The sequence below is a fragment of the Campylobacter showae CSUNSWCD genome (assembly GCF_000313615.1).
GTDB classification, from domain to species: Bacteria; Campylobacterota; Campylobacteria; order Campylobacterales; family Campylobacteraceae; genus Campylobacter_A; species Campylobacter_A showae_A.
On sequence record NZ_AMZQ01000008.1, the window covers coordinates 1 to 23,547 of the forward strand.

The 23,547-nt window shown below is 45.2% G+C and carries 27 protein-coding genes; 17 read left to right on the forward strand and 10 right to left on the reverse strand.

The annotated features are described in order from the left end of the window. Positions 1-254: 254 nt before the first annotated feature. The gene (gene bamA, locus CSUNSWCD_RS05820) at positions 255-2,525 is read right to left on the reverse strand and encodes an outer membrane protein assembly factor BamA (protein ID WP_009494926.1); all 2,271 of its coding nucleotides are present in this window, start codon (positions 2,523-2,525) and stop codon (positions 255-257) included. Positions 2,526-2,605: 80 nt separating this feature from the next. On the opposite strand from bamA, the gene CSUNSWCD_RS05825 reads away from it, so the two are divergent. The 15 genes from CSUNSWCD_RS05825 to recO all read left to right on the forward strand — a co-directional run bounded on the left by CSUNSWCD_RS05825 (position 2,606) and on the right by recO (position 15,513). After that, positions 2,606-3,436 carry a prephenate dehydrogenase gene (locus tag CSUNSWCD_RS05825; protein ID WP_009494927.1) on the forward strand — a complete coding sequence of 277 codons (831 nt, stop codon included), beginning with the start codon at positions 2,606-2,608 and terminating at the stop codon, positions 3,434-3,436. Between the two features lie 73 nt (positions 3,437-3,509). After that, the gene (gene pgp6 / locus CSUNSWCD_RS05830; protein WP_009494928.1) at positions 3,510-4,877 is read left to right on the forward strand and encodes a peptidoglycan metallopeptidase Pgp6; all 1,368 of its coding nucleotides are present in this window, start codon (positions 3,510-3,512) and stop codon (positions 4,875-4,877) included. Positions 4,878-4,940: 63 nt separating this feature from the next. Next, the gene (lpxC, locus tag CSUNSWCD_RS05835) at positions 4,941-5,825 is read left to right on the forward strand and encodes a UDP-3-O-acyl-N-acetylglucosamine deacetylase (RefSeq protein ID WP_034964461.1); all 885 of its coding nucleotides are present in this window, start codon (positions 4,941-4,943) and stop codon (positions 5,823-5,825) included. A gap of 125 nt (positions 5,826-5,950) precedes the next feature. After that, positions 5,951-6,277 (forward strand): glycoprotease family protein, encoded by a 327-nt coding sequence (locus tag CSUNSWCD_RS05840; RefSeq protein WP_009494930.1) that lies wholly within the window; start codon positions 5,951-5,953, stop codon positions 6,275-6,277. 8 nt (positions 6,278-6,285) lie between these two features. Next, positions 6,286-7,170 (forward strand): homoserine kinase, encoded by an 885-nt coding sequence (gene thrB / locus CSUNSWCD_RS05845; protein ID WP_009494931.1) that lies wholly within the window; start codon positions 6,286-6,288, stop codon positions 7,168-7,170. 25 nt (positions 7,171-7,195) lie between these two features. Further along, the gene (locus CSUNSWCD_RS11030) at positions 7,196-7,480 is read left to right on the forward strand and encodes a YlxR family protein (RefSeq protein WP_009494932.1); all 285 of its coding nucleotides are present in this window, start codon (positions 7,196-7,198) and stop codon (positions 7,478-7,480) included. Continuing rightward, a complete protein-coding gene (infB, locus tag CSUNSWCD_RS05850) occupies positions 7,446-10,142 on the forward strand; it encodes a translation initiation factor IF-2 (RefSeq protein WP_009494933.1) in 2,697 nt (898 codons plus the stop codon). The genes CSUNSWCD_RS11030 and infB overlap by 35 nt, the downstream gene beginning before the upstream one ends. Beyond that, on the forward strand, positions 10,139-10,510 hold the full coding sequence (rbfA, locus tag CSUNSWCD_RS05855) for a 30S ribosome-binding factor RbfA (protein ID WP_002943703.1): 372 nt from the start codon (positions 10,139-10,141) through the stop codon (positions 10,508-10,510). The genes infB and rbfA overlap by 4 nt, the downstream gene beginning before the upstream one ends. After that, on the forward strand, positions 10,497-10,925 hold the full coding sequence (gene rimP, locus CSUNSWCD_RS05860; RefSeq protein ID WP_009494934.1) for a ribosome maturation factor RimP: 429 nt from the start codon (positions 10,497-10,499) through the stop codon (positions 10,923-10,925). The genes rbfA and rimP overlap by 14 nt, the downstream gene beginning before the upstream one ends. Before the next feature lie 295 nt (positions 10,926-11,220). After that, complete coding sequence (accD, locus tag CSUNSWCD_RS05865) at positions 11,221-12,114, forward strand: acetyl-CoA carboxylase, carboxyltransferase subunit beta (RefSeq protein ID WP_009494936.1); 894 nt, start codon at positions 11,221-11,223, stop codon at positions 12,112-12,114. Positions 12,115-12,116: 2 nt separating this feature from the next. After that, entirely contained in the window at positions 12,117-12,572 is a 456-nt protein-coding gene (locus CSUNSWCD_RS05870) for a 23S rRNA (pseudouridine(1915)-N(3))-methyltransferase RlmH (RefSeq protein WP_009494937.1), read from the forward strand. Positions 12,573-12,581: 9 nt separating this feature from the next. Next, complete coding sequence (dksA, locus tag CSUNSWCD_RS05875) at positions 12,582-12,935, forward strand: RNA polymerase-binding protein DksA (protein WP_009494938.1); 354 nt, start codon at positions 12,582-12,584, stop codon at positions 12,933-12,935. A gap of 9 nt (positions 12,936-12,944) precedes the next feature. Beyond that, positions 12,945-13,982, forward strand: a complete 1,038-nt coding sequence (locus CSUNSWCD_RS05880; RefSeq protein ID WP_009494939.1) for a hypothetical protein — start codon at positions 12,945-12,947, stop codon at positions 13,980-13,982. Beyond that, complete coding sequence (locus CSUNSWCD_RS05885; protein ID WP_034964502.1) at positions 13,979-14,896, forward strand: tRNA dihydrouridine synthase; 918 nt, start codon at positions 13,979-13,981, stop codon at positions 14,894-14,896. Before CSUNSWCD_RS05880 ends, CSUNSWCD_RS05885 begins: the two co-directional genes overlap by 4 nt. A gap of 2 nt (positions 14,897-14,898) precedes the next feature. Continuing rightward, positions 14,899-15,513: a recombination protein RecO gene (gene recO / locus CSUNSWCD_RS05890; protein ID WP_009494941.1), complete on the forward strand. Its 615-nt coding sequence runs from the start codon at positions 14,899-14,901 to the stop codon at positions 15,511-15,513. Here the strand turns inward: recO and CSUNSWCD_RS11280 are convergent. Beyond that, positions 15,491-15,640, reverse strand: a complete 150-nt coding sequence (locus tag CSUNSWCD_RS11280; RefSeq protein ID WP_009494942.1) for a hypothetical protein — start codon at positions 15,638-15,640, stop codon at positions 15,491-15,493. The two genes, recO and CSUNSWCD_RS11280, sit on opposite strands and share 23 nt — an antisense overlap. 63 nt (positions 15,641-15,703) lie before the next feature. Between CSUNSWCD_RS11280 and CSUNSWCD_RS05895 the strand changes: the two genes are divergently transcribed. Together CSUNSWCD_RS05895 and CSUNSWCD_RS11715 are read left to right on the forward strand one after the other, a co-directional pair. Beyond that, the gene (locus CSUNSWCD_RS05895) at positions 15,704-16,471 is read left to right on the forward strand and encodes an ankyrin repeat domain-containing protein (protein WP_009494943.1); all 768 of its coding nucleotides are present in this window, start codon (positions 15,704-15,706) and stop codon (positions 16,469-16,471) included. Beyond that, positions 16,438-16,857 (forward strand): hypothetical protein, encoded by a 420-nt coding sequence (locus CSUNSWCD_RS11715; protein ID WP_009494944.1) that lies wholly within the window; start codon positions 16,438-16,440, stop codon positions 16,855-16,857. Before CSUNSWCD_RS05895 ends, CSUNSWCD_RS11715 begins: the two co-directional genes overlap by 34 nt. Positions 16,858-16,965: 108 nt before the next feature. Here the strand turns inward: CSUNSWCD_RS11715 and CSUNSWCD_RS05900 are convergent, their stop codons facing one another. The 8 genes from CSUNSWCD_RS05900 to CSUNSWCD_RS05935 are packed head-to-tail and all read right to left on the reverse strand — an operon-like array spanning position 16,966 to position 23,455. Beyond that, positions 16,966-17,733, reverse strand: a complete 768-nt coding sequence (locus CSUNSWCD_RS05900) for a tRNA 2-thiocytidine(32) synthetase TtcA (protein ID WP_009494945.1) — start codon at positions 17,731-17,733, stop codon at positions 16,966-16,968. After that, positions 17,730-18,413, reverse strand: a complete 684-nt coding sequence (locus CSUNSWCD_RS05905) for a 5'-methylthioadenosine/adenosylhomocysteine nucleosidase (RefSeq protein WP_009494946.1) — start codon at positions 18,411-18,413, stop codon at positions 17,730-17,732. The genes CSUNSWCD_RS05900 and CSUNSWCD_RS05905 overlap by 4 nt, the downstream gene beginning before the upstream one ends. Then, a complete protein-coding gene (gene fabD / locus CSUNSWCD_RS05910; protein WP_009494947.1) occupies positions 18,410-19,330 on the reverse strand; it encodes an ACP S-malonyltransferase in 921 nt (306 codons plus the stop codon). Before fabD ends, CSUNSWCD_RS05905 begins: the two co-directional genes overlap by 4 nt. A 10-nt stretch (positions 19,331-19,340) precedes the next feature. Then, positions 19,341-19,952, reverse strand: coding sequence for an FKBP-type peptidyl-prolyl cis-trans isomerase (locus CSUNSWCD_RS05915; protein ID WP_009494948.1), 612 nt, complete (start codon positions 19,950-19,952; stop codon positions 19,341-19,343). A gap of 59 nt (positions 19,953-20,011) precedes the next feature. Further along, positions 20,012-20,911 (reverse strand): tetratricopeptide repeat protein, encoded by a 900-nt coding sequence (locus CSUNSWCD_RS05920; RefSeq protein ID WP_009494949.1) that lies wholly within the window; start codon positions 20,909-20,911, stop codon positions 20,012-20,014. A 9-nt stretch (positions 20,912-20,920) separates the two neighbouring features. Beyond that, positions 20,921-21,439 (reverse strand): OmpA family protein, encoded by a 519-nt coding sequence (locus CSUNSWCD_RS05925; protein WP_034964466.1) that lies wholly within the window; start codon positions 21,437-21,439, stop codon positions 20,921-20,923. Between the two features lie 53 nt (positions 21,440-21,492). Next, positions 21,493-22,767, reverse strand: a complete 1,275-nt coding sequence (gene tolB / locus CSUNSWCD_RS05930) for a Tol-Pal system protein TolB (protein WP_009494951.1) — start codon at positions 22,765-22,767, stop codon at positions 21,493-21,495. 10 nt (positions 22,768-22,777) lie between these two features. Continuing rightward, positions 22,778-23,455: a TonB C-terminal domain-containing protein gene (locus tag CSUNSWCD_RS05935; protein WP_241091531.1), complete on the reverse strand. Its 678-nt coding sequence runs from the start codon at positions 23,453-23,455 to the stop codon at positions 22,778-22,780. Positions 23,456-23,547: the final 92 nt, after the last annotated feature.

The window sequence follows — 23,547 nt, forward strand, 5'->3', positions numbered from 1 at the left end:
TATGACGTAAAGCAGATAAAAAAGGAAATTTCAGAACTTTTATCTATCATAGACGAGTTAAATTTACGCCTTGATATTTTTAAGTGATGGCAAATTTGACGGTTTAGATGATTGGGGATTTTGTAGATAAATTTAAATTGCAACGTAAATAAGGCAAAATTTAGTGCAAATTTGCCTCGAGATAAAAGCAGTATTTGTGGGATAGAAAGTTAAAAACGGCGTCCAGCCAAACGAAACGCCGTTTTATTGTAATATTAGAAACGTTGTCCGATAGTAAATTCAAACGTACTCGTATCGTCGCCGTCTTGCTTTTTGAGTGGTTTAGCAAAAATTAGCTGTAGCGGCCCCATAGGCGTTACCCACTCGATACCTGCGCCCGCGCTATATCTGCTGATACGTCCGTCGACATAATCCACGATGCCAGGCGCAGTTACGTTTGCGATCCTGCCGCGAATGACGCCGTAGTCAACAAACAGCACTCCGCGCATCTTTACGCGCTCTATTAGCGGGAAGCTAAGTTCTGCCGAGCTGTTAAACGACGTATCGCCGCCCGTCTCGTACCAGCTACCACTGGCGACTTTGACTTTAGGCGAGACGGTTCTGCTCTCAAATCCGCGCAGATTTCTGATACCGCCTAGATATAGTCTCTCGTTAATAGGCACCCAGCCGCGATCCCAAATTTTGCCGAAGCTTGATTTGAATCTAAAAATAAGGTCGTAATCCACCCACTCTCTGATACCTTGATACCAGTTAAAATTCGTTCTGCTCTTTAAAAATTTCTCATCGCCGCCCACACCTGCAAACTCTAGGCTAGTGCTTGCGATGATGCCCGTGCGAGGCAGGTAATAATCATCCGTGCTATTATATGTAATAGACGGTATGAGCGAGCTTTTTAAGCTCTTGCCGTCTTTGTACCCGACGGTTTTTAGCACGTCGCTAAGCCCGCTGATACGGCTTTGCTCTATGATGTAACCCAAAGACGCGCTTAGATTTCTAGTTAGTTTTCTACCTACGACGACGTTTAGACCGTATGATTTCTCGTCGTAGTTGTTCCAACTATAGTCGTTGGCATATAGCGTGCCGCCCAGGCTATATTCGCTATCAAAAAGTCGTGGATTTGTTAAACCTATCTGGCCAGATAGCTCATTATCGCTTCTATCCACGCTTATGACACCCTTCATACCGCTACCAAATACATTCGTATCCGACACGCTCGCGTTAAGTAGCAAGCCATCCGAGCTACCGTAGCCGATACCGCCGCTAATAGAGCCGGTGGAGGCCTCTTTTACTTTTACGAGCAAGTCGACCTGATTTGCTCCGACGCGCTGCTCTTCGATCTCGACCTCGTCAAAATAGCTTGTTCGCCTTAGCGCGTCTTTGCTGTCTTGCAGGTCTGTTCTACTATATAAATTTCCCTCAGTGAGGTATAACTCGCGCCTAACGACTCTATCCACGGTTCTATCGTTGCCAGAAATTTGCACGTTTCTTATGTATACTTTTTCGTCAGGCACAACCTCGTAGACGATACTTACAGTCTTGTCTTCTACGTTTTTCTCGGTTTTTGGATTTATCCTTACAAACGCATAACCCTTATCCGCTATCATATCGTCGAGCTTTTTCATATCTTGTCTTAGGCGAGCGGAGTTCATCACGTCGCCGCTTTCTAGTCTAAAGCCTTTCAAAATTTTCTCTTTATCAAGCTCTAAAAACTCAGGCGCTTCGATATCTACGCTAGATACCCTATACTGCTCGCCCTCTGTCACGTAGTAGGTCAGATCTGCCGTGTAGTTGTCCATGTAGGCGTTTAGATACGGATTTGAAACCGTCGCGTCTAGGTAGCCTTTTTGATAATATTTATCTTGGATTCTCGCAGGATCGTTTGGTAGCTCGAAAAGCTTAACCTTGCCGTCGTTTCTGCCCCACATCCAGCCCATAAATTCACGCTCTTTGTTCGCTACCACAGGCTCTACGTCATCATAATCAAAAAGCTTCGCGCCGACTAAATTTACGTTTTCTATTATGATATTTTCGCCGCGGTTTATGTTCATCGTGACAAAAAGACTGCTTTCATTGCCCGCCACCGGCTCTTTTGTTACATCTACGACCGTGTCGAAGTATCCTTTAGACTCGTAATACTGCCTGATGCGCTCTTTCGCGCGCTCGATGGCTAACTCGTCGTACATATTGCCTTGTTTGATGTTGATTAGTCCGTCGATGGCGGTTTTATCGTTAGTCACTACGCCTTTAATGTCGATACGAGCGATACTAGGTTTTTCTTTTACCGTTACGGTCACGTCGCCACCCTCGTTTTCGATGTAGATATCGTCGAAATAGCCCTGTCTAAACAGTTTCGCAATCGCCCTATCCGTGCTATCGCCGTTTAGCTCGTCGCCGACTTTTAATCCCATGATCTCCTTTGCCGTTTCTGGAGACAAATGCACGAGACCCTTAAAATTTATGGAAGTTATCTGCTGGGCATTTGCCAAAACTGCGCCCAAAAGTAGTAGAAAAACGCTTTTTTTCATTGATTTAACCTAAAAGTGATGATAAGGCTGTATAATAGCACATTTTATTTTTAAACAATATAAATTTAAAAGGCGAATTTATGAAAATCGGTATCGTAGGCCTAGGACTCATCGGCGGCTCGCTAGGTCTTAGCCTAAAAAACGAGAAACTAATCAGCTGCATTAGCGGCATGGATCTAAGCAAAGAGCACGAAAAGCAAGCCATTGAGCTCGGTCTCGTGCATGAAATTTTAACCCTTGAGCAGATGAAGCAAAAGTGCGATATGATATTTCTAGCCATCCCCGTAGAAGCCATCATAAAAATCGTCAAAGAATTTGAAGGCATCGGCAAAAACACGACTATCGTCGATCTTGGTAGCACCAAGCAAAAAATAATCGAAGCCGTGCCGGAGAGCATCAGGCAAAATTTCATCCCCGCTCACCCGATGGCCGGCACCGAGTACTCCGGCCCGACTGCCGCGTTTTCTGGGCTTTTTAAAGACGCCGTCGTGGCCATCTGCGACTTTAAAGAAAGCGGCGAGATGCACGTCAAGCGCTCGGTCGAGCTGTTTTCGCACCTAGGTATGAAGATTATTTTCATGAGCGCAGCAGAGCACGATCATCACGCCAGCGTCATCTCTCACCTACCTCACGCGATCAGCTTTTCGCTAGCTAGCAGCGTGCTAAAAAAGGAAAACAAAAAAAATATCATCGCGCTAAGCGGCACTGGATTTAACGGTATGATCAGGATCGCCAAAAGCTCGCCCGTGATGTGGACGGATATCTTTAAGCAAAACAAACACAATTTGATAAATTCGATAGACCTTTTCAAAAAAGAGCTTGACGAATGCGAAAATTTAATCAAAAACGAGAAGTGGGACGAGCTGCGAGAATGGATGGGCGAAGCTAGAAAGATACGCGAAATTTTATAAATTCGGAGGCAAATTTACCTTAAATTTATTGCTTTTTAGTAAAATCGGTCTCTTTAAGATTTAGGAGATTTTTATGAGAAGACGCGGCAATCCAAATTTGATATTTTTCGGCGTTATTATTCTGCTTTTAGTTGCGGCGATAGTTTTTTTATTTACATCAAAAACATTTGAGCGCGAAGCCCCAAACATCGCCATCTCAGATCAAATTTACTGGAACTTAACCTCGCCTCTACCGATCAAAATCACCGACGAAGGCGGCGTGAAATCAGTTAAAATTTCACTCGTAGATGAAAAAGGCAGCGTAAATTTGCTAACTCAAAAATTTGAAGCGCCGTCTGAAATCGTCGATTTAAATTTAACCTTTCCTAAAACGGGATTTGGCGCACAAAAAGATATCTATAACATCGTAATCGAGGCCACCGATACTAGCAAATGGGGATTTTTCCTTGGCAACACGCAAAAAAAAGAAGTTAAAATCACCGTCGATAACAAAAAACCCGACGTAAACATCCTCAACCACTCATACGCCATCACAAAAGGCGGTAGCGCGACGGTCGTGTTTAAGGCGACTGACGAGATGCTAAAAGAGGTCTATATCGAGACGAACTATGGCAAGAAATTTATCCCGAGCAAATTCGTAAAAGAGGGCTACTACGCTTCTTTAGTAGCCTGGCCGGCGCAGCAAGGCTCGTTTAGCGCCGACGTCGTGGCGCTTGATGCGGCGGGAAATATAACCAAAAGCAAGATAAGATTTTTCTACCAAGATAAAAAATACCGCATCTCAAAGATAAAACTAGACGGCCAAAGTAGATTTTTAAACGAAAAAATCCCCGAGCTAGCGCAGCAATACGCTAAAAACTACGACGCTATGAGCAATCTGGAAAAAATGAAATTCGTAAATGAAAATCTCCGCGAGGCAAATGAGAAAATAATCTCGCAAATCGCCGCAAAAGTCGAAATAGACGCGGCGGAAAACTTTAGCGTAAATAAATTTTACCCGCTAAAAAACGGCAAAGCGGTAGCGAGCTTCGGCGACCACAGATATTATACCTTTGAGGATAAAGACGTCAGCGAAAGCTGGCACATGGGCATCGACCTAGCCTCGACGCAAAAAGCCGACATCGTCGCCAACAACGACGGCACGGTCGAATTTGCCGCGGATAACGGTATCTATGGGCGCAATATCCTGATAAATCACGGATTCGGGCTATTTTCGCTCTACGGACACTGCAGCTCGCTAAACGTCAAAGCCGGCGACTCGGTCAAGGCGGGCGACGTCATCGCAAACACTGGCGTTACGGGTCTAGCGATGGGCGATCACTTGCACTTTGGCATGCTAGTACAAGGCATAGAAGTGCGCCCGGAGGAGTGGATGGATAACGGCTGGATGAAGGATAACGTCACGGACGTTTTGAGCGCAGCTAAAAAAATGGTCGAATAAATTTGCCGTTTTGTTGTAAATTTGTTGTATAATGGCAAGAATAAAAAAAATAAGGGCGAAAATTTGAAACAAACAACTATAAGATCAACCGTAGAAGGCGTTGGTATCGGGCTTCACAAGGGCGAACCGATAAAAATCACGCTTGAACCGCTCGGGGCAAATTCGGGAATAATATTTTACAGAAAAGACCTCGGAGTGAGCTTTAAGGCGGAGCCGAAAAACGTAATAAACACCCAAATGGCTACCGTTATCGGCGGCAAAGAGGGCTACATCTCAACGATCGAGCACCTCCTTAGCGCGATAAACGGCTGCGGCATCGACAATATCCGCATAGTCCTAGATGCCAACGAAGTGCCGGTAATGGACGGCTCGGCGATAAGCTACTGCATGATGCTGGATGAAGCCGGCACGGCTGAGCTAGAAGCAGATAAAAAAGTAATCGTAATCAAGCGCCCGGTAGAAGTAAACAAAAACGGAAAATTCGCCAGAGTAACGCCGTCAAATAACCCGAAATTCGACTTTACTATCAAATTTGCCCACCCGATAATCGGCGAGCAAAACTACGTGTTTGAGTTTAGCAAACAGGCATACATCGAGGAGATCGCGCGCGCTAGGACGTTTGGATTTTTAAAAGACGTGCAGATGCTAAGAGCGCAAAATTTAGCCCTCGGCGGTAGCCTAGATAACGCCGTGGTTATCGACGATAATAAAATTTTAAATCCTGAAGGTCTACGCTTTGAAAACGAATTCGTTCGCCATAAAATTTTAGACGCAATCGGCGATCTAAGCTTGATGGGCGCGCCATTGATGGCTGATTATACAAGCTTTGCGGGCAGTCACGAGCTAAATCACGAACTAACCCTAGCTATCCTAAGCGACGATAAAAACTACGAGATTATCACGCTAAAAGGCGATTTCGCGCGCGAGTATCAAAAGGTATTTGCATAAAAAATATCCAAATTTTAGTTATCGCTCTTAGCTCGCCGCTAATCGTCGGTATTTATGACGAAAACGGCGAGCTTTTAGAGCAAATTTCTAGCGAAGAAAAATCCGACGTCTCCCTCGTAAAAATAATGGACGAGGTTTTAAACGACGGCAAATTTAACCTAAAAAAAATCATCTACGCAAACGGCCCTGGTAGCTTTATGGGCGTAAAAGTCGCTTACGTTGTTTTAAAGACGATTAGTATAGTAAAAGAGTGCGAATTTTACGCAGTTAGCGGCTTTGAGCTTAACGGCGGCGCGCCGATACGGGCGAATAAAAATTTAAGTTTCGTAGATACGCCCGATGGCGTCAAACTGCAAAAAGCAGAGGCCGGCGAATTTAGCTTGCCGCAAAATTTAGCCGTTTTAAATCTAAATTTAGATACCCTACCAAATTACGTTATTCAAGCCGTTTAGGAGATTTCTTGCAAATTTTAGTTCCAGCCACAAGCGCAAACATAGGTCCCGGCTTTGACGCCTTGGGTCTTGCCTTAGAGTTGCACAATACAGTCGAGATAACGAGGGCAAATTTCGCCTCAGTGAGCATTTTAGGCGAAGGTAAAGACAACGCGCTTCTTAAGAAAAACAACATTTTTTTATCTATTTTCAATGAAATTTACGTCAAACTAACGGGCAAAAAAGATACTTTTCGCATGATTTTTACCAATCAAATTCCCTTCTCTCGCGGCCTTGGTAGCTCCTCTGCGGTTATCACTTCAGCCATCGCGGCAGCTTACGCGGCGGCAGGTTTTAAGGCGGATAAAAGCGTTATTTTAAACCAAGCTCTAGTTTACGAAAACCACCCGGACAACATAGCTCCTGCGACGCTTGGTGGTTTTGTGAGCTCGGTCGTTGAAAACGGCAAGGTAAAATCTCTAAAAAAACCTTTAAGCGCCGATATAAAAGCCGTCGTCGTGATACCAAATAAGCCAATGAGCACGAAGGAATCGCGCGCCAAGCTACCTAAAAATTTCACGATGAGCGAGTGCGTTAGCAACCTCTCTCACGCCGCATTTCTCACGGCTTGTTTTTTTAGCGAAAGTTATGAGCTTTTAAGGACGGCGGCAAAAGACGTCATGCACGAACAAATCCGCATGCAAAACCTGCCAGAGCTCTTTGAAGTGCGCAAGATAGCCTACGAAAACGGCGCTCTTTTAAGCACGCTTTCAGGCAGCGGATCTAGCTTTTTAAACATCGTTTACGCGGACGATGCAGCAAATTTAAAACAAAAACTGCAAGATAAATTTAAAAGCTTTCGGGTTGAAATTTTTGATTTCGACAACGACGGGATAAAAATCCTACAAAGCTAAAAAAAAGCTAAAAGAAGTTATAATAATGGCTCAAAAATTTATCCCTATCAGGACGTGCGTGGTCTGCAAAAAGCGCTTTGAGCAGCAAATTTTGCGTAGATACAGACTGATAAATTCCTCGCTATTTTTCGGAAACGGAAACGGACGCAGCTTTTATCTTTGCGAGGAATGTCTAAAAAAAGACGAGAAAATTTTAAGAAAATCGCTCGGAAGAGTCGCAGGCAACTTTATCGCGACGCTACAAAACGAGCAAAATTTAAAGGAGATACTCTTAAATGGGGACTGTTCGAATTTCAGAGATAGCAAATGAGCTCGGCTACAATAGCAAAGAGGTTTTAGAAAAGGCTATTGAGCTTGGGCTAAAGGTCAAAACGCACTCAAGCGGCGTTAGTCCTGAAGAAGCGGCGGCGCTATACACCTACATCCAAACCGGCGAGATCCCCGAAGCTCTCAAGCAAAAACCCGAAAAGAAAAAACCGACCGTAAAAAAAGCGGAAGCCAAAGAGGGTAAAGAGGAAAAAGAAAGCAAGCCAAAAGAGGCTAAAAAACCAAGCGCTGCAAAAGAAGAAAAGCCTTTGCCCAAAGAAAAAGTAGAAACAAAAAATGACGAAAAATCTGAAAAAGAACAAAAAATAGCCGCTCAAAAACCTGCAGAAAAAGCGCCTGAGCCAAAAGCCCCAACAGCGTCTAAGGAGGAACCAAAAGCTCAACCTGCCGATGTCGAGCCAGCCAAACCAAAAGAGAGTTTAGCTGACGTTAGTTTACAAAAAAGGCGTGGCCTAGTCATCGTAAAAAAGAAAAAAGACGAGCAACCTGCGCCTATGGCGAGCGAGAGAAAAGAGCCTGCACCGGCGCTAAATTTGGAAAATATGTTTAAATTTAGCGACGAAAAGATCGAGCGCAAAAAGAAAAAAGAGAAAAAACCGGTCATAGCAACCAAAAAAGACGGCGCTACAAAGATGGATCTGCTCGGCGACCGCGATATGGCCGACATCGTCATAGACGATGAGGACGTGGTTATATTGCCTGATTTTTCCGTACGAACGCAAACTCCAGAACCTCAAAAAATAAAACAACCGGCAAATACGGGCTACAAACCGGTACTAAATACATCGGTAAGTTCATTTTTAGAGCAAGGTACTGCGCGCAGGCCTCGTAAAAAGCACAAAAAATCGCAACGCGCCGACCATAACGGCGAGGCGGTAACCTATGTCGAAATACCAAAAGAGATCCGCCTATACGAATTTGCCGACAAGATCAACAAGCAGCCTAGCGAAATCATCGGCAAGCTCTTTATGCTCGGCATGATGACGACTAAAAACGACTTCCTGGACGAGGATGCGATAGAGATTTTGGCTGATGAGTTTGGCATAGAGGTAAACATCGTCGATACGCAAGAAGCATTTGACTACGTTAAGGCTTACGACGAAGAAGAGGAGCAGCTAGACGATGCAAATTTAACCGTCCGCGCTCCTGTTATCACCATCATGGGTCACGTCGATCACGGCAAAACATCGCTACTAGACTACATCAGAAGCTCGCGCGTAGCAGCTGGCGAAGCAGGCGGCATCACGCAGCACGTAGGCGCCTATATGGTAAATAAAAACGGCAAAAACATTACCTTTATCGATACTCCGGGCCACGAAGCCTTCACGGCTATGCGCGCAAGAGGCGCCAAGATCACCGATATCGTCATCATCGTGGTCGCAGCCGACGACGGCGTAAAACCGCAAACAAAAGAGGCCGTGAGTCATGCAAAAGCCGCCGGCGTACCGATCATCATCGCGATAAACAAGATGGACAAAGAGGCTGCAAACCCAGACAAAGTAAAAAGCGAGCTAGCTGAGCTAGATATCTTATCCACCGACTGGGGCGGTACGTACGAGTTCGTACCTATCTCTGCAAAGATGGGCACGGGCATAGACGATCTACTAGAGATCGTACTCTTGCAGGCTGAAATTTTAGAGCTAAAAGCAAACGCGAAGGCAAACGCCAAAGCCGCTATAATAGAAAGCTCGCAGCAAAAAGGCCGCGGTCCAGTTGCTACGGTTATAGTAGAAAACGGCACTCTAAGAGTCGGCGATATCGTGGTCGCAGGCGTCGCATACGGTAAAATAAGAACGATAACCGACGACCAAGGTAAAATTTTAAAAGAGATAAAACCTGGCGAATGCGGCGTTATAATGGGCCTTAGCGAGATTCCAGAAGCTGGCGAAACGCTAATAAGCGTCAAAACCGATAAAGAAGCCCGCGAATATGCACAGAAAAAAGCTGAATATCTACGCCAAAAAGAGCTCAGCAAGACTACCAAAGTAAGCCTAGAAGAGCTTAGCGAGAAGATCGCCGAGGGCGAGCTAAAATCGCTCCCTGTCATCGTAAAAGCCGACGTGGGCGGTTCGCTAGAAGCTATCAAGGCGAGCCTAGAAAAGCTTCGCAACGACGAGATAAAAGTAAATATCATCCACTCGGGCGTGGGCGGCATCACACAAAGCGACGTGGAGCTAGCCAGAGCGAGCGAAAACTCCGTAATTTTAGGCTTTAACATTAGGCCTACCGGCGAAGTGAAAGAAAAAGCCAAAGAAAGCGGCGTCGAGATCAAAACCTACAACGTCATCTATAACCTAATTGACGACGTCAAAGCGATCCTAAGTGGCCTAATGTCGCCTGTAATCCACGAGGAGCAGCTCGGACAAGCCCAAGTACGCCAGGTCATCAACGTTCCTAAGGTAGGTGCGATCGCAGGCTGCATGGTGACGGAGGGCACGATAAACCGCGGCGCGAAAATTCGCCTAATCAGAAACGGCGTGGTCGTACACGAGGGCACCGTAAGCTCGCTAAAACGTTTCAAGGACGACGTGAGAGAGGTAGCGCGCGGCTTTGAGTGCGGCGTAGGTATTGACGGCTATAACGACATCAGAGAAGGCGACTACATCGAGAGCTTTAAAGAGGTAGAGGAGCAAGCCAGCCTATGAACCCCTCGGAGATAAAGCGCCTGCGCACGCAAAGCGTACTAAAAGAGCTACTACCCGAAGCCCTATCTACGCTTGAAGACGAGCTTTTACGCGGACTTTGCGTGACCGACGTCGAGTGTAAAAAAGGCAGGTACGACGCATTCGTATATCTTGATAAAATGATGTTTGACGAGCGCGAGCAGGCCTATATACTAGACCGCCTAAAGCGCGTATCAAAGCACCTGCAAAACCACTGCATGGCGGCTGAGGGCTGGTATAGAGCGCCGAATTTTCACTTTAAATTTGACGACAGGCTCGAGTATCAAAACCATATGGACGATTTGTTTGAAAAAATCTCAGAGGATCTAAACAAAAATGCAAAATCTTGAAAATCTGATCTCGCAGTGCGGCGTGCAGCTCTATGACGTCGAGGTCGCGAACGAAAACGGCAGAGCGATTTATAGAATCTACATCGCAAAACCGGGCGGCGTAAATTTAGACGACTGCGAAAAGGTCTCGCGTTTGCTTTCGCCGATATTTGACGTCGAGCCGCCGCTTAGCGGAGACTACGTGCTAGAGGTTAGCTCGCCGGGCCTAGAGCGAAAGCTAGAAAAACCGAGCCATTTTATATCAAGCGTCGGCGAACTGGCTAAAATTTCAGCCGAAGTAGACGGCGAAAACAAAAAACTAAAAGGCAAAATTTTATCCGTCGATGATGAAGAAATCTCGTTTGAAAGCGAAGGTCAAATTTTAAAAATAAAAATCGCGAATATAAAAAAGGCAAAAACCTATATCGAGTGGTAAGCCGCAAATTTAAAGGCTCAAATTTATTGAGTTAAATTTTACAAATTTGAGCTCTTTAAATTTACATTTCCAGGCTTAAACATACCACAGTCAAATCTCTCAAATTTAACCTCAAATTTACAAACTGCCTCCGCGTAAATTTAAAATTTCCACGGAAAGCATAAAAATAATAGCGCAAATTTACGCGATTATACCCGCCTATTCTCAAGAGCGCGCAGCGTAAATTTAATACCCGACTAGCAAAACATAAGCTAACTTTGGCTATAATCCCTAAATTTTTTAAAAAGTAGGAACCATGAGCTTTTTAGATATTTTTTCCAAAATAAGAAAGCAACAATCCACTCCTAGCGAGGCTCCGGCGCACTGGATCAAATGCGACAGCTGTCACTCGCTGATGTATTACAAAGAGGTCGAAGCAAATTTTAACGTCTGTCCAAAGTGCGGTTTTCACATGAGATTAGCCGCCGATAAGAGGATAGCGATGATCTGCGACGAGGGCAGTTTCGTCGAGCTTGATACCAAACTAAAGCCCGTCGATCCGATCAAATTCGTCGATAAAAAATCCTATAAAAAACGCATAAGCGAAAACGAGGAAAAAACGGGCAGAAGCTCGGCCGTGATCTGCGGCGAGGCCAAGATCGACGGCATGAACGTGCAGCTGGCGGTTTTTGATTTTAGCTTTATGGGCGGGTCTTTAGGCTCGGTAGAGGGCGAAAAGATCGTGCGCGCCGTAAAAAGATCGCTCGATAAAAAACAGCCTCTCATCATCGTTTCGGCTTCGGGCGGAGCGAGGATGCAGGAGAGTACGTTTTCGTTGATGCAGATGTCAAAAACTTCCGCCGCGCTAAAGCTGCTTGACGAGGCTAAGGTGCCCTATATATCGGTTCTAACCGATCCTACGATGGGCGGAGTTAGTGCGTCTTTTGCGTGGCTGGGCGACGTCATCATCGCAGAGCCGGGCGCTCTCATCGGCTTTGCCGGACAGCGCGTTATCAAACAAACCATCGGAGCCGATCTGCCTGAGGGCTTTCAAAGATCTGAGTTTTTGCTAGAGCACGGGCTGATCGATGCCATAGTCGAGCGAAAAGAGCATAAGCAGTTTTTAAGCGATATGATAAGGCTGCTCTCAAACAACCCGGCCTATGCCGCTAAGCAGCCTAGCGCTCAAAACTTGAACGACGAGGAATAAATTTGGAAATTTCCGTGTTTTGCATTCAAAAATCAAAACGTGAAAATTTTGAAAACGAGATCAAAGAGTACGCGAAGATGTCGTCAAAATTTGCCAAAATTTCAGACGTCGTTATATTTAACGACAAGATTGCCAAAGCCCAAAGCAAGGGGCGAGAAGAGGCACTAAAAGCCTACGACGAGGTTTATGAACCAAATTTAAACGGCTTTTGCGTGGCGCTTGACGAAGTAGGTCGCGAATTTAACAGCGAAGAGTTTGCCAAACTCATCTCGGATAAGGCTCAAATTTCGTTTTTTATCGGCGGAGCTTACGGGCTGAGCCAAAATTTTAAACAAAAAACCGACGCCGTCGTTAGCCTCAGCCGCATGACGATGGCGCACAAGATCGCCAAACTTATGCTTCACGAGCAGATTTTCAGAGCTCTTTGCATAAACGCGAACCACCCATACCACAAATAAAGGAAAAAAATGCGCAAAAGCGACCTGGAGCAGTTTAAGGCACTTTTACTGGAGCGAAAAGCACAGATAACTAAAAATATTTTAGACTCGTCAAACGAGATGGCAGGGCTACGCCAAAGTGGCGTTAGCGACGAGTTTGATATCGCCTCCGTAAACGCCGATCAGCTCATAGAGCAATCAGTCAGCGCTCAGCAAAGACAAGAACTAGCCGAGATCGATGTCTCGCTGCGAAAGATCGCCGACAAAACCTACGGCATCTGCGAGATGTGCGAGGAAGATATCGGACTGGCGCGTTTGCGCGTCAAACCGCACGCAAAATACTGCATCACCTGCCGTGAGATAGTGGAAAAAACCGCAAAATAGGGGTACGCCATGCAAATCAAACGTTTTATAGCTTGCGCCGTGCTTTATCTGGTCGTAGTCGGCGCGATCGTTTATCTTTTTGAGGGCGGCTCTTACGAGCTTCATCTTAAATTTGCCTTTTTAGGCAGCGACATCGAGTATACGTTAAATTTACCAATCGCCGTCTGGATGATACTACCGCCTGCGATTTTGACGATATTTTGCGTGCTTCACATGGCCTATCACGGGTTTAAATTTTACGCCTTTAAACGCAAAATTTCACACGATGAGAAATTTTATAGAGATCTAGGTAAGGAAATTTTGCTAGGACTTGATACAAACAAAGACTTTAAAACGAACTTTTATAAAGTCCCGTCCCAGATAGCCAGAGTCCTCTCGCCGTGGGATAGATACAAGGAAGCAAATATCGAGGGCGAGGAGCTACAAAACGTCCTAGACACGGTGCGCACGGTCAAAAACGGCGAAGTCGCCGACCTAAAGAAATTTAAGCTGCCTAAGGACAATCCGCTCTTTATCAAAAACGAGCTAAACAAAATAGCAAATTTGGACGGATACTATCTAGAAACGCTTAAAAAACCTATGGGCGATCAGGGTGAAATAGTCCGCGAAGCAAGGAAAAAGCTAATAAATTTAGGCTCGCTCGCCGATATCAAAAAATTTGCTCCAGATCTGGACGAAAAAGAGATCATGACTCTTATCGCCCGCTTTGCCAAAGACGAGATTAATTTGAGCAACGACGAGATTTTGGAGCTGTTAAATTCGGATAAAATTTCAAAAGACAGCTTTGGTATCAGCGCCGCGACGCTAAAAAGCAAAATCGCTCCGGACGCCGTCATCGGCATATTCGAGCGCCTCAAAAACGAACGCCAAGAGGCGCAGGAAGCATACGTCTATCTGCTGTTTGAGTTTGAGATGCTCGAGCGCGCGCAGGAAGTTTTGTCGGGCCTTGAAGCCGGCGAATATCAAAATTTCCGCACCCTGCTCTACCTCAGACAAAACGGCAAAAACGTCCCGACCGATCTATTTTTCAAGCACGCCCATTGCTGATAGATTTTTCAAAAAAGCCGCTTTTTCTAGCTCCGTTAGCAGGCTTTTCGGACCTGCCGCTTAGAAGCGTGGTCAAGCAGTTTGGCTGCGACGTGACTGTAAGCGAGATGATAAGCGCAAACGCCCTAGTTTACGAAGGTAGTAAAACGCTTGAGATGCTCAAAAAATCGTCTCTTGAAACACCATATATCGTGCAGATCGCTGGAAGCGACGCAGACATCGTAAAAAAAGCGGTTGAGATTTTAAACGGTATCGAGGGTATCGACGGCATCGATCTAAACTGCGGCTGCCCCGTACCAAAAGTCGTCAAACAGTCCGCAGGCTCGGCACTGTTAAAAGATATCTCAAATCTAAAACGCATCGTAGAAACCATCAAAAAAACCTCAAACAAGCAAATGACTAGCGTCAAACTACGCCTAGGTTTTGATGAGAAAATCCCTGAAATTTTAGCCATCGCCGCGCAGGATGCCGGAGCGGACTACATCGCATTTCACGGGCGCACGAGAGCGGGCGGCTACACGGCCGCGGTAGATTACGCCGCGATAGGCCGAGCTAAAGAGGCGGTAAGCATCCCAGTCATCGCAAACGGCGACATCTCGCCGGAAAATGCTGCCCAGGTGTTAAATTTAACCAACGCCGACGCGCTAATGATAGGACGCGCCTGCATCGGCAAGCCGTGGGTTTTCCACGAGATCAAAACGGGCGAGAGTATTGACGCGGCGACGAAAAAGGCGATCATCTTGGCGCATTTTGACGCGATGATTGAGCACTACGGCGAGCACGGAGCGGCGATCTTTCGCAAGCACCTACACCGCTACTCCAAAGGCATCGATGGCGCCAGCGCCTTTCGCGACGAGATAAATCACATCGCTGAGCCAAGCATCCTGCGCCAAAAAATCCAAACATTTTTCTAACCATGCAAGGCTACATCCTGCACACGCAAAAAGTGCGCGACGAGGACCTGCTCGTCTACATCCTCACGCCCTCGCTGCTAGTCAAATCCTACCGCTTCTACGGCGCGCGCCACTCAAACGTCCTGCAAGGCTACAAGATCGACTTCGAGCTCGAAGGCGGCGAAAACTTCCTCCCGCACCTGCGCAGCGTCCTACACCTAGGCTACCGCTGGCTACTCTCGCGCGAGCGACTGCTCGTGTGGCAGCAGTTTATGCGCCTACTCTACGCGCACCTGCGAGACGTCGAGCAGATAGACGAGGTGTACTTTCGCGAGCTCGAGCTTTGCGCCTCGCGCTTTGACAGAGGCGCTCCCAAACGCCTACTCATCGAGAGCTACGTGCGCATTTTAGAGGCTGAGGGCAGGCTACATGACGAGCTTTTTTGCTTTATCTGCGACGAACCCGTGGAGGATAGCGTGGCGATAGCCAGGAGCTTTTTACCCGCTCACGAGCACTGCGCCACGCAAAAGGGTTTTGAGATAGAAAAGATAAAAATGCTCTTTAGTGAACGCTCTACGTTGCTGCTTGACGATGACGAGATAGACGCGCTCTACTCTATTTTGCTTCAGGGGCTTTGATCAAATTTGGCGTTTCAAATTTGACTTGCCAGAGTTTGCTTTTAAATTTAACCCGCTCAAATTTTATGCGGACGGATCTCGCCGCGCCCTGCTCCCGATATCTTAAATTTATCGGCTCAAATTTCATCAAATTTACCGCCTCTTTACCAGCTTTTAGTTAAAATTTCGCAAATTTGACTTAAGGGATAAATTGAAGAAATTCGCACTCGGCTTTACCGCTCTTTTCCTTGCCGTTTTCGTAAATTTCCTTTACGAAAAGCTGTCTCGCCCTACTCATTTTACCGTCACTCCCAATACTAAAATAGACCTAAACTCCGAGCTAGCCAAATACGTAACGCAAGAGGAGATAGACGACTTTGGTTTTAGATACTGGGATATAGACGAATACGAGGAAAACAACGCCACCCTTAACGCTTTAAGAAATTTGCTGAGGCTAAAAGATACGGATAAGATTTTAAATTTTATGACAAGAAACGGGCTTAGCGCCGACGTAAAGATGAAGGCAGGCACGACGCCGCTGATGTACGCTAGCTTTTACGACGACGAAACCACAGCAAAAAGACTCATGGAGATGGGCGCGGACGCTCATGCGAAAGATAACTACAAACTCTCGCCCCTGGCCTACGCCATAGAAAACAACTCTACAAAGACCGTTAAGCTCTTACTTGATAGCGGGGTTAAATTTAGCAATAAAGAAAAAATTCAAAGATATTTAAAAGCGCCCCAAAACGATAGGATAAAAAGCTTGACTATAGACGGAGATAATATATTTGTAGAGTACGAAGTAAAATACGGTCAGAAAAACGAAGGCTCAAAAGGCTGGATATTGCCTTTTGATTATATTACCTTTGGCAACTTTACCGAGATGCTACAAATACTATTTAGTATGGGTATTTTGACGAGAACGGCAACTATTTTAAAGATATGGAATATATGCCAAACTACGAACCTATGCTAAATTTACTACTAGACAACAACGTTTCGGGGCAACCTACTAGCGAGGAGTTGAAAGAGGCGTATAAAAAGTGCCATGATACTTATATATGGTATAAAATAAGATGGATAGACGAAGAAAATATAAATAAAAAAAGGCCATTTTATGTAGATATGCCAATAAAAAATTTAGAAAAATATTGCACCGAGCCTGATGGAACCTTTCAAGACGTACGAACATTTATGTCGTGGACAAACGAGCAAAAAAAGATGGATGCAATAATACGCATAGGAGATACGGCTAAGGTGATCTATATCGACGCCAACATAAGTAGTCAAGACAAAGAAAAATTAATATCTAATAAACTAATCCAAAAATTAAGGAGCAAAGATGCCGCAGAGCGACGATGATAGATCGCTATATAGCGCAGTGAAGGGCGTCGGACAAATTTGCTCCGACCGGCAAAAGTCAAATTTGACCGAAAGAGCGGTCAAATTTAAGCTAAATTTGACGAGTCCTCACTCCTCGTCGGTCAAATTTTGTGCCCCGGCGGCGAAAAACGTATCGCTGTGGATATTTTCAAATGCGGCCTTTAGCGAGATGAAAAGCTTTGGATTTTGCTTTTCCAAATTTGCCAAAAGCTCTTTGGTTTCGGCTCTAGCGTGAGGCATCTTGATATCAAATCGCATCGCAGGACACGCCTCGTCGCCGATAACCGTAAGTCCGTTTCGCACGGCGTTTTCGCGTAGTTGCCTTTCGCGCACGAATATAAACGGCCTGATAACCTCGATACCGTTTGCCGCGACGTATTTTGGAGCAAGCGTTCGTAGCGCGCCGTTATAGGTAAAATTCATAAAAAAGCTCTCGACCGCGTCATCGAGGTGATGGGCGATGGCTAGCTTGTTAAAGCCGTGCTCAAGCGCGTAGGTGTAGAGATAGCCGCGCCTCATACGCGAGAAAAAGCTGCAAAAGCTGGAGTTTTTGCGGATCTTGTCCTTAGATATCTCAAAGATCGAGCTGTCGATCACGTCGTGCTCGATGCCGTGCTCGGCGCAGTGGCGCGTGAGGTAGGCGTAGTCCTCGCCCATACCGTAGCTTAGCGTCACAGCCTTAAACTCAAATTTTTCGGGCGTGACGTTTTGCATGTGTTTTAGTACGTGCGCGAGCGCGAGGCTGTCCTTGCCGCCGCTAAGACCGAGCAAAATTTTATCCCCGCCGCACACCATGCGGTATCTGGCGTTGGTCTGCCCAACCTGGCGCAGCAGCCGCTTGCTAAGCTCTATCATAGACGTTCAATCATCGCGAGCATGAACTGCGCGCTGACGTTTGCCGAGTCTTGCAAAAATTTATCGAAGTCAAACTCCGCACTGCCGCCCGCCTCGTCGCTGATCGCGCGAAGCACGAAAAACGGCACGCCCAAACTCTCGCAAACTAACGCCACGCTAGCGCCCTCCATCTCGGCCGCGTCGGCTTTGAAGGTTGCTTTGAGCCACTCTTTTTTCGCATTGTCGCAGATAAACTGATCGCCCGTTGCTATGACGCCGCCTTTTAGCACGATGCCTTTTTCGGCCGCTACGCTAGATGCTAGCGCGTTTAGAGCGTCGTCGCTTTTGATAAAGATACTAGTCTCAGGCACATACCCGTAAGGGTGCCCAAACGCCGTGATATCGACGTCGTGCTGCACTAGGCTAGTCGCATAAAGCATATCGCCGATTTTCAAATTTGGATTTAGCGCGCCTGCAACGCCGGTAAAAAGTAGCTTTCGGGCGCCAAATTTCTCTATCATCGCGCTTGCGGTTAGAGCGGCATTTACCTTGCCGATCTTCGAGTAGGCGACCACAAGCTCTTTGCCGCCGAAATTTGCGAGGTAAAATACGTTATTTGCGTGCTTAACCTCTTTGTAGTCCTTGATGCGCTCAAGCAGAGGAGCGACCTCCTCGCGCATCGCGCCTAAGATCGCTATCATTTAAGCTCCTTTAAAAGCTCGTCAAGGCTGCTAAGATCGGTGATACTAAAGGTCGGCTTTTCAGTGATTTTTTTGTTAATGCCTTTTAGCACGCTACCGCCAAACTCCACGAAAATATCAACCTCGTTTTCGATGCTTTTGATGCTTTGCTTGTATAAAACGGGGCTAACGAGCTGAGCTTTTAGCAAATTTAGCGCTTCGTCTTTCGAGCCATAAGCCTTCGCCGAGGCATTTGAAACGACTGGGGCAAATTTAGCGGCTAATGCCGGCTCTAACTGCGCCGTTAGCCTCTCGCTCGCATTTTTCAAAAGCGGGCAGTGGCTGATGACGGACATATTTAGAGGCAGTACGCGCTTAGCGCCCGCTTCTTTAAACGCGGACTCAAATTTGGCGATATCGTCTTTTAGTCCCGCGATCACGATCTGACCGTCGCAGTTGTAGTTAGCTGCGTAAATTTGATGGCCGTCTGCTTGAGCGTTTTTGCAAATTTGCTCTACCGTCTCGTCGCTAAGACCCAAAATAACGCTCATCGTCACGTCTTTGCCAGCACAGTCCTCTTGCATAAATTTACCGCGTAAATTTACGATCCTAAGTGCATCAACAAAATCAAACGCGCCGCTAACCGCAAGCGCGCTAAACTCGCCCAAAGAGTGACCTAGCGCGAAGCTTGGCTCCAAATTTACGCTTTGCTTTAAAGCAAGATAGCACATAAGCGAATTTAAAACAATGGCGGGCTGAGTAAATTCGCTCCTGTTTATAAGGTCGTTTTCGTTAAAAAGTAGATTTGAAAAGTCGATTTTTAGGCTATCGCTCGCATTTTGCAAAAGCTCGGCGGCCGGGCGGAAATTTTCGTAAATTTCCTTACCCATGCCGATACTTTGCGAGCCTTGTCCCGGAAATATAAACGCCGCTATCATCTAGGTACTCTTAGTGGCAACCGCATCCGCCGTCATCGTGGTGATGACCGTGCCCGCCGCAGCAACCGCCTTCTTTGTGCTCATGATGGCCGTGACCTCCGCAACAACCGCCTTCGCCGTGATGATGGTCGTGATCATGTCCGCCGCAACCGCATGTATGCGCGCCGCCTACCATGCCGGTAGCTATCTCGTCCTCTGTAGCATCGCGTTTGTCGAAAATTTGAACCTTAAACTCCAAATCTTTGCCTGCGTAAGGGTGGTTAAAATCAACCGTCACGTCATCCTCGCCGATAGATTTTACTATCACGCGTACGCTCTCTCCGTGCTCGCCTTGACCGAAAAGCTCCATGCCCTCTTTTAGCTCGATACCTGCAAATTGCTCTTTGGGTAGCATCTGAACGGCGCTAGAGTCGTACTCGCCGCAAGCCAGCGCAGCCGGGATAACGATAACCTTTGTTTCGCCCTTTTCTAGTTTAGCGACCTCTTCTTCTAGTTTCTCGATGATGTGTCCGCGACCTGTTAAAAAGGAAATTTCTTGCCCAACCTGCATATTAGACTCTAAAATTTCGCCCGTTTTTGCATCTTTTAGCTCATAAAACATAGCTATAACTTGTTCTTTCACGTTCTTCTCCTATTTATGAAAATAACGTGATTATATCGTTAAATTTATTAAATATAGTTTTAGTTTCGGGTAGGTGCGGCTTTGGCTTCTTTGCTGTCCGGATAGCCTAGTTTTAGCGCTTTGTAAAATTTATTAGCACTTGCCGTGTCTTTTATCTTATCAAAGCTAATAGCAGTGTGATAAAGAAGCTTTGGCGTATACTCGGCCTTGTCGTAGAGCTGGATACTTTGCTGGTAGTATTTTATGGCGTTGTTGTAAGCTTTTTGCTGATACGCTATCTCGCCGAGATAAAAATTCGCCATCGCAGGTTTATGGTCTTTACTTAAAAGATATTCGTATCTAGCCTTTGCATCGTCAAGCTTGCCTGCGTCAAATAGCTTTTTGGCCTCACTTGCTACGTCTTGATTTTTTTGTTTGGTAAAATCAACCTTTGGAGTTTGCGACTCGAAAGCGGCTGGGCTGCTACTAGCTACCGGCTTGTCTTCATCGTTTTTTTTTGTGGTAGCAGGCGCGGCATTGCTCTTGTCTATCAAAGCACCCATATCTTTAAGGGCTTTGGTGATTTTAGCGTTGTTAGCCTCTTGTATTTTTCGGCTTTCTTCTACGTATTTTTTAAGCTCGTCAAAATCGCTTTTTGCGGTAGAATTTCCGTCGTTTCCTTCAAGATCGCTTAGTCTTTTTTCTATCCTAGATATTCTCGAGTTTAGTCCGTCTAGCACGCTTTGTAAACCCTCTAAGCGCTCTTGTATAGTATTTAAATTTGATTCGACATCACCCATATTTCTACTTAAATTTTCTACGTTTTGCTTATTTTTTAGAAAAGTTTTTTCGTTATCGGTTAAACCGTATGGGCTAGAGCTATCTAAATTTCCAGCATCAAATACCGAAATTTCATTTGGAGCGGAGTAAGAGAGAGTGGCCCCCACAAAAAGAGCCACTAAAGTTTTTAAATTAGCCATAAAATTTAATTATGGAAGAACTTTAAATTCAGCACGTCTGTTTTGTGCATCGCAAGCTTTTGTTTTGTCTGTGCAAACAGGATTGCTTTCGCCATAACTTACAACAGTGATTCTGTCAGCAGCAACGCCTTGTTTTACAAGAGCGTCTTTGGCAGCTTTTGCTCTTTTTAGACCAAGCGCATAGTTGTACTCATCTGTACCCCACTCATCGCAGTTACCCTCTACTTTTACAGAAAGACCTTGAGCCTCTGATTGATTAAATAGGCCTGCATTTGTATTGATAGCAGACTGCATATCGCCCTTGATATTAAATTTGTCAAAGTCGAAGTAAACAGTTTGAACTTGACCTTCAATGCTTGAGATTAATTGTTGCAATCTCTCGCTATCACTCATCATGTTATCGCTTGAGTTCATACCGCCCATATTTTGATTAGCGTCAGCGCTCATATCAACTTCAGGGTTTTTAGAGCTACAACCGCTCAACAATAAAGCCGCAATAGCAGCAGAAGTTAAAACTACTTTTTTCATTTTCATCCTTTTATAGAAATTTAATGTGATTATATCATAAAATTTACTAAATATTACCAATCAATCGACTGAATTTTGCCGATTTTTAACGGAAATTGGAAACTTTTGTTCTCATTTACGCGAATTATACCAAGTGAACTCTGTCCTCCAAGCTCTTTTATAAACACTACACTTTGCCCGTCGCTAGAAAATCTAGGGTATAAATTTTTACCGCTTGCGGTAAGCTGTCTGATGTAATCAGTCTGCGTAGAGATCATGTAAATGTTAAAATCTCTCGTTCCAAAGCTACTCTTGCCGTCTTCTCTACTAGAGTAAACTATATAGTTTTGATAGGTACTAACGGAGTTGTTGTTTTTGCCGTGATAGACCAACTGCTCAAAACCGCTTCCATCGACGTTTTGCGCGAAGACGTTAGGATAGCCGAGTCTATCGGAAACGAAAACTACGCGTCTATCGCCGTCGACGAAGTTGCCGTTAACGTCTATACCGCTATAGTTGGTTACCTGAGAAAGCCTTTTTGAATTTAGATCATATATATAGATATCAGGCTGATCTTGTGGGGCCATAGTTAACAAAATTTTATCTCCGCTTTGACTAACATCAGAGGCTATAAGCATACCTCCCTTGCTATCTAAAATTTTAGTTTTTTGGCCGCTCGCAACATCGTATCTATAAAGAACTAAGTTTTTACCGCTGTAATCAGAGTAGTAAAACGCTCTCTGGTCGGCTCCTATCCATTTAGGAAATATATTCAAACCGCCGCGAACAAGTACTTTTTGGTAGGTCAAAGTGTAGTCGGCTATAACGATCTCGCTTTGCTTAGAACCGGTTCCTTTGGCAAAGATGATAAATTTCTCCATCCAATTTACAGGCGGCATTTTTAGCTCGTTAATGAGCTCAACTATCGCTTTGTGTGCGATAAACGGATACTTTGCCCCGTCGTTCATATTGTAAATTTTCTCGTACTGAGTAGTCGCCGTTTTTGCATTAATTAGCTTAACCCTGAGGGTTAGAGGCGAGTTTGCAGAGCCCTCAAGCGCGTATCTAAATATAAGCTGCGCACCTTTTTCGCTCATCACGTTCGTGTTCGAGTCGCCCTCATAGCTACTGGCGATATATTCGTCCACAACCTCAAAATCAGAGCTGACCTTCAAGTCGCCCAACATGATTTTATGAAATTTGCTTTTAAAAGCCTGATCGCCGACGGCCGTTGTCGCATCTTGAAGCACGATTTTTGGTAGGGCTAAGCCTTTGTTGACGACCGAAATAGTTGCATCAACGGCAAAAAGCCAACTGGTAAAAGCAAGAAAAAGTAAAATTTTCTTCATTTTTCCTCCATTATTCTAGTTTGTCTTCTAGTTTGGTTCCGAGCCTAACAGCTCTGCCTATCTGAGTAGGCGGCGGGAATTTCTCAGAAGTCATACTTTGCAAGAAATCCCTAACTTTGTTATTAAATTCGCTATTATACGATAACTTTTTTATATCGTAACTAAACGATCCATCAATGCCAATGACGATCTCAACCTCCGCCTCATCAGTAGAATCAGCCTTATAAGCACTCCATTTACTCTGCAAAATTCTACTAATCATACCGAAGTATTCGTTATATTCGCCTGTCATTTGCGACTTTGGAGTCTTGGCAACCTGATCTAAGGTAAGCGCATTTATAACGTCGCTAGCTTTTTTTTGCTGGCTCGTTATCTGGACTTTTTCCGGTTTTTTACGACTTTGCTCTTTTGGTTGCTCTTTTTTCTTAACAACCTTATCTTCTTTTAGTTTAGAGGTGTCGATACTGCCAAATAAATCCTTTAAATTTGGCTCTTCAACTTTTTTTTCTTCAGGTTTTGGCGGTGCAGGATCTGGTTCAGGCGGCTTGTTTGTAGTGTCCGGCTTTGGCTCTTCTTTTTTAACCTCTTCCTTTACCGGTTGAGGTTTTTCCTCTTTTACAATCTCTTTTTTAGGCTCAGGTGCTTTTACGGTGATATCAGGCTCGCGCTCAACTATCATAATATCCATAAAAGCATCTTTAGTATCGGTGTATTTTTTCGGCTCTTCTTTAAAATAAGTAAGCTTAATAAAAATACCGCTTATGATGCAAAGGTAAAGAA

What these genes read in the sequence shown, in the direction of transcription:
- bamA (WP_009494926.1), bottom strand. Translation starts at nt 2,525, where the DNA reads ATGAAAAAAAGCGTTTTTCTACTACTTTTGGGCGCAGTTTTGGCAAAT.
- CSUNSWCD_RS05825 (WP_009494927.1), top strand. Translation starts at nt 2,606, where the DNA reads ATGAAAATCGGTATCGTAGGCCTAGGACTCATCGGCGGCTCGCTAGGT.
- pgp6 (WP_009494928.1), top strand. Translation starts at nt 3,510, where the DNA reads ATGAGAAGACGCGGCAATCCAAATTTGATATTTTTCGGCGTTATTATT.
- CSUNSWCD_RS05840 (WP_009494930.1), top strand. Translation starts at nt 5,951, where the DNA reads ATGGACGAGGTTTTAAACGACGGCAAATTTAACCTAAAAAAAATCATC.
- CSUNSWCD_RS11030 (WP_009494932.1), top strand. Translation starts at nt 7,196, where the DNA reads ATGGCTCAAAAATTTATCCCTATCAGGACGTGCGTGGTCTGCAAAAAG.
- infB (WP_009494933.1), top strand. Translation starts at nt 7,446, where the DNA reads ATGGGGACTGTTCGAATTTCAGAGATAGCAAATGAGCTCGGCTACAAT.
- rbfA (WP_002943703.1), top strand. Translation starts at nt 10,139, where the DNA reads ATGAACCCCTCGGAGATAAAGCGCCTGCGCACGCAAAGCGTACTAAAA.
- rimP (WP_009494934.1), top strand. Translation starts at nt 10,497, where the DNA reads ATGCAAAATCTTGAAAATCTGATCTCGCAGTGCGGCGTGCAGCTCTAT.
- accD (WP_009494936.1), top strand. Translation starts at nt 11,221, where the DNA reads ATGAGCTTTTTAGATATTTTTTCCAAAATAAGAAAGCAACAATCCACT.
- dksA (WP_009494938.1), top strand. Translation starts at nt 12,582, where the DNA reads ATGCGCAAAAGCGACCTGGAGCAGTTTAAGGCACTTTTACTGGAGCGA.
- CSUNSWCD_RS05880 (WP_009494939.1), top strand. Translation starts at nt 12,945, where the DNA reads ATGCAAATCAAACGTTTTATAGCTTGCGCCGTGCTTTATCTGGTCGTA.
- recO (WP_009494941.1), top strand. Translation starts at nt 14,899, where the DNA reads ATGCAAGGCTACATCCTGCACACGCAAAAAGTGCGCGACGAGGACCTG.
- CSUNSWCD_RS11280 (WP_009494942.1), bottom strand. Translation starts at nt 15,640, where the DNA reads ATGAAATTTGAGCCGATAAATTTAAGATATCGGGAGCAGGGCGCGGCG.
- CSUNSWCD_RS11715 (WP_009494944.1), top strand. Translation starts at nt 16,438, where the DNA reads ATGGAATATATGCCAAACTACGAACCTATGCTAAATTTACTACTAGAC.
- CSUNSWCD_RS05900 (WP_009494945.1), bottom strand. Translation starts at nt 17,733, where the DNA reads ATGATAGAGCTTAGCAAGCGGCTGCTGCGCCAGGTTGGGCAGACCAAC.
- CSUNSWCD_RS05905 (WP_009494946.1), bottom strand. Translation starts at nt 18,413, where the DNA reads ATGATAGCGATCTTAGGCGCGATGCGCGAGGAGGTCGCTCCTCTGCTT.
- fabD (WP_009494947.1), bottom strand. Translation starts at nt 19,330, where the DNA reads ATGATAGCGGCGTTTATATTTCCGGGACAAGGCTCGCAAAGTATCGGC.
- CSUNSWCD_RS05920 (WP_009494949.1), bottom strand. Translation starts at nt 20,911, where the DNA reads ATGGCTAATTTAAAAACTTTAGTGGCTCTTTTTGTGGGGGCCACTCTC.
- CSUNSWCD_RS05925 (WP_034964466.1), bottom strand. Translation starts at nt 21,439, where the DNA reads ATGAAAAAAGTAGTTTTAACTTCTGCTGCTATTGCGGCTTTATTGTTG.
- tolB (WP_009494951.1), bottom strand. Translation starts at nt 22,767, where the DNA reads ATGAAGAAAATTTTACTTTTTCTTGCTTTTACCAGTTGGCTTTTTGCC.
- CSUNSWCD_RS05935 (WP_241091531.1), bottom strand. Translation starts at nt 23,455, where the DNA reads ATGGATATTATGATAGTTGAGCGCGAGCCTGATATCACCGTAAAAGCA.